Consider the following 9,146-nt stretch of genomic DNA (forward strand, 5'->3'; position numbering starts at 1 on the left):
CCACAAAAACGGAGCGCCTTGTTCCATTTATCACGCTACCATGCAGGAGTCCCTCATGAAGACCACGCTCAAGCTCGGCGGCATCATCCTCGGCCTCACGGCCGCGGTCACACTGATGCTGCTCGCCTTCCTCTCCCCGCAGATGCACTCCGGCCCGGACGACATCCCGATCGCCGTCTCCGCGCCCGACGCGGTCGTCAGCCAGCTCGACGAGAAGTTCGAGGTCACCACCTACGACGACCCGTCGGACGCCCGGAACGCCGTCCTCTCCCGCGACGCCGTCGGCGCCGTCACCGTCGCGGCGGACGGCGCGACGGTCTACACCGCCTCCGGCGCGGGCACCCCCTACACGCAGGTGCTCACCGGCGTCGCCGAGGGCATGGACGCCACGGTGGAGGACGTCGCACCGACCACGCAGGACGACCCGAGCGCCGGCGGGCTCAGCGCCCTGGCGCTGCCGCTGGCCTTCGGCGGCATGGTGTCGGCGGCCGTCCTGTCGCTCACCATGAAGATGCGCTACGGCCTGCGCATCGTCGGATCGATGGTGTTCTCGCTGGCCGCGGGCCTGGCGGTGGGTGCGATCCTGCAGTTCGGTTTCGGCACCTTCGACGGCAACTACTGGGAGACCGCCGGGGTGCTCGCACTCGGCATCGCCGGTACGTCGCTGTTCGTCCTCGGCCTGGAGGCGCTCATCGGGGCCCCCGGCCTGGGCATCGGCGCGGTGCTGACCCTGTTCGTGTCCAACCCGCTGTCCGGCATCGCCACGGGCTGGCAGTGGCTCCCCTCCCCCTGGGGCGCGATCGGCCAGTACCTGCCGATCGGTGCGGCGGGCAACGCGACCCGCTCGGTGGCCTTCTTCGACGGTGCGGGCATCGCCCACTCCGTGTGGGTCCTGCTCGCCTGGGTCGCGATCGGCTGTGCGCTGGTCGGCGCGGCGGCACTCAAGAACCGCCGCACCGTCACCCCCGCCTGATCAGGCGTGCGCCCTCAGGTCAGCTCCCCTGGACGACAGCGGAGCCGGCCCCGCTGAGCTCTGCGGCCGAGGATCCGAGGTCGAGGACGCCGGAGCCGACGGCCAGTGAGCCGTCCCCGGAGAGCACGGTGGAGCCGAGCTCCAGCGCCGAGGAGCCGAAGGCGAAGACCGATTCGATGAGGGTGACGAGAGATTCCATGACGGACCTTTCCGTAGTGTGAGCGTCCTATGACGCGGTGACGGGGTTGACACTAGGCGAACGTTTCCCCAGGAAAGGGATATTGCTGAAAATCGTCCCGCCACCCCCACCTGATCAGTCCTGCGCCTCCAGGACCGAGGAGCCGGCGGTGCTCAGGTCGATCGCCGAGGAGCCGAGCTCCAGGGTGGAGGAGCCGATGCCGATCGGGTTGCCGGTGGCGATCGACGAGCCCAGGCCGACGGTGGAGCTGAGCAGGTTGAGGATGGGTTCGAACAGGGCGTCCATGAGGGGACCTTTCCGTGGGAGGGGTATGACAGCGACAAGCATAGCCGTGCAGGCTTCGTCGCCGTCAGGTAGAAAGGGAAGGTGAACTACACCCCCGATTTGACACGGAAGGCAGTTCCACCATGAAGTCCATTCTCAAACGCACCTTCACCGCCGTCGCCGCAGGCGGCCTCCTCCTCGGAGCGGCGGCGTGCAGCGACGACGATTCCGACAGCGTCTCGGACGCCAGCTCGGCCGCGGAGAGCGGCGCCGCCGAGGCGTCCGACGCCATGGGCGGCTCCGAATCCACCGAGGCGGAGTCCACCGAGTCCGAGAGCGCCGAGGGCTCAGAGGGCTCAGGCGACACCGAGCTCCCCGAGGGCCTGCAGGCCGCCTACGACGAGGCAGGCGGCGAGCAGGGCGAGTGGGGCGCCGTGCAGAACGTGGAGAGCGCCGACGGCGCGACCCTGGCCACGTTCGACAACGGGTGGGCCGTGGAGAACGACAGCGGCGAAGTCACCCCGCTCATCGGCATGATCGGTGAGACCTGGGCGAACGACGGCGGCCTGGAAAACGAGATCGGTCTGCCCACCGCCCCGGAGTCCGGGGACGCGATGCAGGGCTGGACCCAGCAGTTCGAGAACGGCACGATCTCCTGGATGCAGGACGAGGACGGCACCTGGGACGCCGACGTGGAGGGCAACGAGTAACACCTCCCCCACACACGAAGGAACCCGCCGGACGACCGGCGGGTTCCTTGTCTGTGGAGCTATGGGGAATCGAACCCCAGACCTTCGCATTGCGAACGCGACGCTCTACCAACTGAGCTATAGCCCCGAAGTCTCACGTGGAGACAACACCGGATATCGTACACCCGGCCGGGCCGGAGCACATAACCGGCTGACCCCGGCTCACCCCAGGTCGACCCCGGCGACGGAACCGTCGCGTCGGTGGTCCGCAGCGCCGTCGACCTGGTCGTCCCGGAGACGGATCACGCTAAGTCCGGAGTCGAAGCGTCCGGCCTCCAGGTCGTGGCCCCATTCCTCCAGCAGCCCACGCATCTTCTTCTGCTCGGCACCTCCGCGCGCGGCGTACACGCTGTTGCGGTTGGTGGCGCCGAAGTTCGGCATGTCCACCGCGTCGACCGGTCGAAGGTTCCAGTCCACCATCGCCACCAGCGCCTTGACCACGTAGGACGGGATCTTGCGCCCGCCGGGCGAACCGAGGGCCATGACCGGCTCGTCCCCGTCGAAGACGAGCACCGGCGACATCATGGTGCGCGGGTGCGCACCGGGCTCGCGGTAGTTCGGGTCACCGGGGTCGGCGTCGGCGCTGAAATTGTCCAGCGAGTTGTTCAGGAAGTAGCCGTTCTCCTGCTTCCCGCTGCCGAAGCTGCGCTGCAGCGTGGTGGTCAGGGTTGCCATGCTGCCGGCGGAGTCACGCACGGTGACCTGGGAGGTCCCCTGGTCGTCGCTGTCCTCGTACTCGCCGGTGAGACCGTCCAGGTCCTGCGGCTCGAGCCCGCTGAGCGTGGTCTTCTGACGGATGGAGTCCGCGGCGTCGTCGAGGTGCCCGTCGTCGGTGACGATCTGGTCGACGTACCCCTCGGTACCGTCACCCATCCACGTGTTGGCGTCGGTGAACGCGATACGTTCGGCCTCCATCACGAGGTGCTGCGCGGTGGCCCGCGCCGTCCCCGCCACCGGCGTCAGCCGGGCCAGGTCCAGCCGGTCCAGGATGCCGAGCGCCTCGGCGACGACCATCATGCCCGTCGCCGTGGAGTGCGACCCGCACACCGAGTGCCCCTGGTAGTCCACGCACAGCGGGTCGGACGGCTCGATCGGCTCTTCGGTGGGCTCCAGTTCCATCAGGTACTCGGCGTAGTCCGGATTCGTGAGCACGTCCCCGGCGGCGGGGAGTTCCTCGAAGATCCCGTTGCGCGCGTCCATCGCCGCGGCGAGCCGTTCGGTGACGACGAACCCGTCGGACGCCAGCCTCCGCGCCGGCTCCGTGAGCTCCGCCAGGCTCTTCACACCATGTGCCCGGCGCAGGGAGTCCATGAGCCGGTCGGTCTGCGGCACCCCCACCGCATCGTCGGACGCATCGTCCTGCGGCGCGTACACGGTGCCGTCGAAGCTGGCGGTCTCCCCCGTCTGCGCGTCGTGGTAGATCACCAGGCCGCCCCCACCGGGGCCGGAGTAGTTCGGTTCGGGCAGGCCCAGGACGTACTGGGCGGCGACCACGGCGTCGGCGGCCGTCCCACCCTCGGCGAGGACGCTGCACGCCGCGCGCGTCGCGTCCGGGTCCGGGGTGGACACCATGCCACCGCGGGAGGCGCCACGCGCCTCGAGCCCGCCGTCGAGGCAGGCGTCCGGCGACGCGGTCGGCAGCGGCTCAGGTTCGGGCGTCGAACAGCCCGTGACCATCGCAAGAACGGAGACCGTGCCGACGGTGGCACCGGCCGCCCGGCGGCTCAGCCCCACACCATCACCGGCACCGCGACCGCGGCACAACCGGCGATCGACAGTCCCATGCCGGCCGACGTGCGCTTGAACCCGTACTGGACGAGGTCGTTGGCGATGATCGCCGGCAGCACGCAGAACACCACGTTCGTCGGACCGTCGAAACGCACACCCGTGAACGACGCCATGACCAGCTCGACCAGGGTGACCATCACGAACGAGACGGTGCAGAGGATCACGAAGCGGTCCTTGCCGAACAGCGGGACCTTGCGCGAGTACGGCACGTACACGCCGAGCACCAGCAGCGTGGCTGCGGCCAGCACGACGAGGTAGCCCGGGCTCGTCAGGACGCTGACGATGACGCCGGCGGTGACGTAGCCGCCGGTGCGCAGCTTGCGCGAGCGCACCGTCCCCTCCTGCACCAGCACGGCGAAGAGCACCGACAGGGCGCTCATGAGGAAGAGCATCGGCACGGGCCGGAGGTTGGTGTCGATGATGGTGTTCGCCAGCGACCCCGGCAGGAGGGTGGAGGTCAGCATGGTGATCGCGAGCCCGGCCAGACCCGCGGCCGGCACCATCCAGGCCAGCGGGACGACGGTGCGGACCACGCCCTGCTTGATCAGGGAGTTGCACAACATGCCGGGCACGATCACGCCGACCAGTGAGAGGCCGTCGAGGGAGAGACCGCCGAGGAGCCAGCTGGTCAGGGCCATCCACACCGCACCGCAGCCCACGCCCACACCCAGGCCGATGGCGAAGATCTGACGCGGACGCGGCAGGAAGATCTTCAGGATCACGAACTTGATGAGGACGTAGCCGAGGAGCGCGGCGACCAGCGTGGACAGCACGTTGAGCGGCATGTACAGCGAGGACGCCAGGTAACCGACGGCCAGCGAGCCGCCGACGGAGATCTGCCGGCGCCGGAAGTACAGGTAGCTGATGACCAGGCCGACGAGGAAGGTGACGTGCACGTAGTCCGTGAGGAACCCAGTGGACCCGATGATCTGGTAGGTCATGCCGCCACTGCCTCGATACGCTCCTCGGCAAGCTGACCGACGTAACGCTCCATGGCGGTCACGTGGTCGGTGTGGATGTTCACCATGCCGAAGATGGCGACGTCCTCACCCTCGAAACCTGCGCGGGCACGGGCGACGAGGTCGCGGCCGTCCGCACCCTGCTCACCGTCGAGGTCGGTGGTGGTGAGGATCATGTCGTCCTCCACACCGGCGTTGAGCAGCTTCTGACGGACCACGTCCTGGATCTCGCCGTAGAGCACGACCCGGTCGATGTCGTCGGCGAGGTCGGTGGCGACGAGGTCGACGAACATCGCCGCGCGGTCGGTACGGTCGGCGCGGTTGTTCAACGCCACCACCTTCCTGCAGGACGGGAGGTCGTCGTCGACGACGTCGTGGAAGACACGGGTGGTGGACTCCCAGTCGTTCACCGCGAACATCGGGGCCCAGTAGAACGGTCCGGTCTCGGAGTCGCGGACGTGGGCGATGCGGGTGGTTCCCGGGTCCGGCTCGGCGGAGAGCATGCCGCGCACCGCGACGCCGGTGTCGATGCCGAGTTCGGCGGCGACGGCGAGGCAGACGGCCACGTTCTCTTCGAACTGGCGGTAGTCGAACCGGTTGCACAGGCTGCGGGAGAGCTCCGTCTCCTCGGCGACGACGAGGCGGGAGCCGCGGGCCTCGCAGTGCTCACGGATGATCTGGACGAGTTTCGGGTCGCGCTCGCCGGTGATGACCAGCCCGTTCTCCGGGACGGTGCAGCACAGCGACGCGGCGATCTCTTCGAGCGTGTCGCCCATGTCCTCCTGGTGGTCCAGCCGGACGTTGGTGAGCACGGTGATCGGCGAGCGCAGGATCACGTCTGGTACTTCGGCTTCACCGCCATGCACTCCACGACCAGGGCCTCGACCGGGTCGTCGGCACCGTCCAGCCATTCCGCGAGGAAGCGGTACTGCTTGTTGATGTTCGCCGGCCCGGTGCGCTTGATCGGGCGCTCACCGGCCTGGCTGTCGATCACGCAGGCGTAGGTTCCGGTGGTCTTCGAGATCGTGGTCTTGCCCGACTCCCGCAGCACGCCGCCGATCATGCGGGTGACCGTGGACTTCCCCCGAATTCCGTTCACGTGCACGTTGATGTCGAGACCGCCCATCCGACGACGGTGACGCACTTCCTTACGATGAAAAGCCGCCATCCCGGTTGTCGCAGCAAGTGCGGACAGGGACAGAAAAGCGAGCATGGGTAATTCTCCTTCAGGTACCCGAAATGTTAGGGCTTCGGCAAGTTCCCCTGAGACATGCCAAGTCGATCCACAGAGGTGGATCGTGACAAAGATGCTGGTAGTTGCGCCCTCTACTCCGCACACTAATGCCGAATTAAGTGTTACACCAGCACTGTTTTCTCAGTTACGAAACGCGATTTATGGACCATTAGCCGGGCTTGTGGTCCGGGACCCGTGCCCAGGGAAAACACATGATTCGACGGATGCCCCCGACACCCCTACCCTGCTGCCCGTGCCGTCCCACCGGCACGTTCATCCGCTTCGGCGCGAAAATAGCGCCCTTCGCGGGAAATTACACTCAGCCCACTGTCGTGGCCCACACCAGGCTCCTCGATGTAAGTGGCGTCACGTCCCGTCGCGCCGTAATTCGGGGCGTCCACCGCGTCCCTCGCCGACATTCCCTCGTCGACGAACCCCACGATCGTCTTGATCACATACGACGGAATTGCCCCGCCTCCGGGGCTGCCCAGGGCGAGAACGGGTTCCCCGTCCCCGAACACGATCACCGGGCTCATCGCCGTCTTGGGCCGGACCCCGGGGGCCCGCTGGTTGATCGACTTCGAGCCGGCGCTGAAGTTGTTCAGCGAGTTGTTCAGGAAGTAGCCGTCGCGCAGGACGCCGGACCCGAAGTGCTGGTGCAGGGTGGTGGTCACGCTGGCGATACTGCCGTGGCCGTCACGCACGGTGATCTGCGAGGTCCCTTCCTCCAGGTTCGGCAGGTAGGTGCCTTCGGTGCCGACCAGTGGGTCCGGCTCGATGTACCCCAGCGTCGCGTCCGGGTCGATCCGGTCGGCCTGCTGCTGCAGGTGCCCGGGATCGGTGACCAGGGAGTCCACGTAGGCCTCGGACAGCCCGGGGTCGACCTCCGGGTCCTGCATCCAGGTGTTCCCGTTGGCCAGGGCCAGCCGCTCGGCCTCGGTGACGACGTGCCTCAGGTCGTCGCCGACGTCGGCCCGGTCGAGGATGCCCAGCGCCTCACCGACGACCATCATGCCGGTACCGGTGGAGCCCGACCCGCAGACCTGGTGGTCCCGGTAGCCGGTGCACAGCGGTGCCTCGGGCTCGATACGCCCCGTGACGTCCAGGTCGCGGAGATAGGCGGCGTAGTCGGGGTTGGTCAGCACGTCCCCCGCACGCGGAAGGTCCTGGGCGTCCACCCCCGGCCACGGCATCCCGTCGAGGACGTCGACCCGCCGGTCGAGGGCCCCGGTCAGCCGACCGCTGGCGGCGAAACCGTCTTCCGCCAGCTCGGCGACGGAGGCGAGCACCGCATCGAAGTCCAGGACACCGTAGTCGTCCTGCATGGTGCGCATCAGCTGCGGTGTCTGGGGCACTCCCGTCAGGTTGCCGCCGTCCCGCGGCGCCGGGACCGCGGCGTTCCACGTCCGGACGTGGTCGGTCGCGGCATCGTAGTAGACGGCGACGGCCCCACCGCCCGGCCCGGAGGACTGGGGTTCGGTGAGACCGAGGGTGAACTGGGCCGCGACGACGGCATCCGCGGCGCTACCTCCGTCCGCCAGCACGCGGCAGGCGATGTCGGAGGCGTAGCGGTCCGGGGTGACGACCAGGCCGGCGTCCTCGTCCCCCTTCGCCGACCGCGCGTCGGTGACGCCCCTGGAACTGCCGCAGGACGCCCCGGGGCTGAAGGTCCGCTGGAAATTCGACGTCACGGTGACGGTGACGCCGGCGAGCACGATGAAGAGAATCGCCACGATTGCCATGGTGCGTAGACTCTTCACGTGGCACTCACTTTCCCGTCGGACAGTTCCCGGCCATTATCTATCCACGGTGAAGAAAATAGTGAGACCACTACCGAGCGGGGGTGGTTCTATTCTTAGGTCGGTATTCATCCTGCTTTTCTGTAGTACCCGTTCTATACTGTGCGCGGTGGGCGTGATGAACCCGCCGATGGCGCACCTGGCATGGTGCACTACCTTTCGCCGTAGGCGCGTACCCCCCCGGGTGCGCGCCTACGTGGTGGTGCCCCACGGAACACAGAAAACGGGCACCCTCCGAATCATCGGATGGTGCCCGTCACTGCTGTTTCTCCAGTGGAGCTGAGGGGAATCGAACCCCTGACCTTCTGCTTGCAAAACACGCGCACCAGGCGTTACGGCGAAACAGCAACAACACATAGAGTGACGTAACAGCAGGTCAAAGAGCTAACAGTGTGACACGGCGACACGGCCAACTAAACCTGTAGCGGACTGAAAGCGGACTGGAACAGGCAAGAAGAAACCCCGAACAGCTCAACCGTTCGGGGAAGCAAACCGCCCAACGCGGCGCCAGAACTACTCGCCGGAAACCAGGTCCACGATCGGGGTCAAAGCATCACTGATACCCGTGAAGATCCCACCGGAGCCGCCAACGCTCGTAGCGGAGCCGCCCACAATCTCAGACGACCCGGCGATGACGTCGGAGCTACCAGAGATAGCATCCGCCGAACCGGTCAGGGACTCACCCGCAGCACCGATGAACGGGAGGGCCTCGCCGGCGGCCTGGATAGCAGCGATGATTGAAGCAATGTCCATGATGAACCTTTCAAGCAGCTCTGGCGGAGACCACCCAGCCTCCGAACAACCAGTGCTGATACCATAAGCACATACCCCGGACGGTATCTACCCTCCGGCTCACATGTTCACCGAATTGTAACCTTCGCTACGGAACGTGGGGCACCTCCCCTGCCCGGCGCCCCTACGGTTGGCATAGGGGACTTCGGAGTCTGTACGGGTTCCAGGGTCGCGGCCCCTGCGGAAACGCACCGTAGAGGCCGTTGGGCGGTCGCCTGCGGGTGCTCTGAGTGGGGGGTGAGGAGGACTACAGGCGTCATCCTCGGCCCCTGATAGGGCCGCCTATTTAGTGGGGATTCCCCACCATGTCACGATAAAGCGTTATGCCTGATCAGATGGTGCGAGTCGTAACACTCAGTAGAGCAAACCACGTTTCTCCGACTTCAGGA

The 9,146-nt window shown here is 67.1% G+C and carries 10 protein-coding genes and 1 tRNA gene; 2 read left to right on the forward strand and 9 right to left on the reverse strand.

What is annotated here, in order from left to right; genetic code table 11:
• Nucleotides 1-55: 55 nt before the first annotated feature.
• The gene (locus ACT3UN_RS13290) at nucleotides 56-973 is read left to right on the forward strand and encodes an ABC transporter permease (protein ID WP_444657252.1); all 918 of its coding nucleotides are present in this window, start codon (nucleotides 56-58) and stop codon (nucleotides 971-973) included.
• 19 nt (nucleotides 974-992) lie between these two features.
• On the opposite strand, the gene ACT3UN_RS13295 is transcribed toward ACT3UN_RS13290, so the two are convergent.
• Together ACT3UN_RS13295 and ACT3UN_RS13300 are read right to left on the reverse strand one after the other, a co-directional pair.
• Nucleotides 993-1,172, reverse strand: coding sequence for a hypothetical protein (locus ACT3UN_RS13295; RefSeq protein ID WP_301441805.1), 180 nt, complete (start codon nucleotides 1,170-1,172; stop codon nucleotides 993-995).
• A gap of 114 nt (nucleotides 1,173-1,286) precedes the next feature.
• The gene (locus ACT3UN_RS13300) at nucleotides 1,287-1,457 is read right to left on the reverse strand and encodes a hypothetical protein (protein ID WP_301441806.1); all 171 of its coding nucleotides are present in this window, start codon (nucleotides 1,455-1,457) and stop codon (nucleotides 1,287-1,289) included.
• Nucleotides 1,458-1,579: 122 nt separating this feature from the next.
• Between ACT3UN_RS13300 and ACT3UN_RS13305 the strand changes: the two genes are divergently transcribed.
• Complete coding sequence (locus ACT3UN_RS13305) at nucleotides 1,580-2,146, forward strand: LGFP repeat-containing protein (RefSeq protein ID WP_301441807.1); 567 nt, start codon at nucleotides 1,580-1,582, stop codon at nucleotides 2,144-2,146.
• 54 nt (nucleotides 2,147-2,200) lie between these two features.
• Here the strand turns inward: ACT3UN_RS13305 and ACT3UN_RS13310 are convergent.
• The 7 genes from ACT3UN_RS13310 to ACT3UN_RS13340 form a co-directional block, all read right to left on the reverse strand.
• Nucleotides 2,201-2,273 (reverse strand) — tRNA-Ala (locus ACT3UN_RS13310).
• Between the two features lie 74 nt (nucleotides 2,274-2,347).
• Nucleotides 2,348-3,919 (reverse strand): gamma-glutamyltransferase, encoded by a 1,572-nt coding sequence (locus ACT3UN_RS13315; protein ID WP_441578823.1) that lies wholly within the window; start codon nucleotides 3,917-3,919, stop codon nucleotides 2,348-2,350.
• Entirely contained in the window at nucleotides 3,910-4,914 is a 1,005-nt protein-coding gene (locus tag ACT3UN_RS13320; RefSeq protein ID WP_301441809.1) for a poly-gamma-glutamate biosynthesis protein PgsC/CapC, read from the reverse strand. The genes ACT3UN_RS13315 and ACT3UN_RS13320 overlap by 10 nt, the downstream gene beginning before the upstream one ends.
• On the reverse strand, nucleotides 4,911-5,768 hold the full coding sequence (locus tag ACT3UN_RS13325; RefSeq protein ID WP_444657253.1) for a hypothetical protein: 858 nt from the start codon (nucleotides 5,766-5,768) through the stop codon (nucleotides 4,911-4,913). Before ACT3UN_RS13325 ends, ACT3UN_RS13320 begins: the two co-directional genes overlap by 4 nt.
• Nucleotides 5,765-6,058: a hypothetical protein gene (locus tag ACT3UN_RS13330; protein WP_444657254.1), complete on the reverse strand. Its 294-nt coding sequence runs from the start codon at nucleotides 6,056-6,058 to the stop codon at nucleotides 5,765-5,767. The genes ACT3UN_RS13325 and ACT3UN_RS13330 overlap by 4 nt, the downstream gene beginning before the upstream one ends.
• A 347-nt stretch (nucleotides 6,059-6,405) precedes the next feature.
• Nucleotides 6,406-7,899: a gamma-glutamyltransferase gene (locus ACT3UN_RS13335; RefSeq protein WP_444657255.1), complete on the reverse strand. Its 1,494-nt coding sequence runs from the start codon at nucleotides 7,897-7,899 to the stop codon at nucleotides 6,406-6,408.
• Between the two features lie 579 nt (nucleotides 7,900-8,478).
• The gene (locus tag ACT3UN_RS13340) at nucleotides 8,479-8,718 is read right to left on the reverse strand and encodes a hypothetical protein (protein WP_444657256.1); all 240 of its coding nucleotides are present in this window, start codon (nucleotides 8,716-8,718) and stop codon (nucleotides 8,479-8,481) included.
• Nucleotides 8,719-9,146: the final 428 nt, after the last annotated feature.

It is taken from the genome of Corynebacterium sp. AOP12-C2-36, assembly GCF_052379185.1.
Taxonomy (GTDB): Bacteria; Actinomycetota; Actinomycetes; order Mycobacteriales; family Mycobacteriaceae; genus Corynebacterium.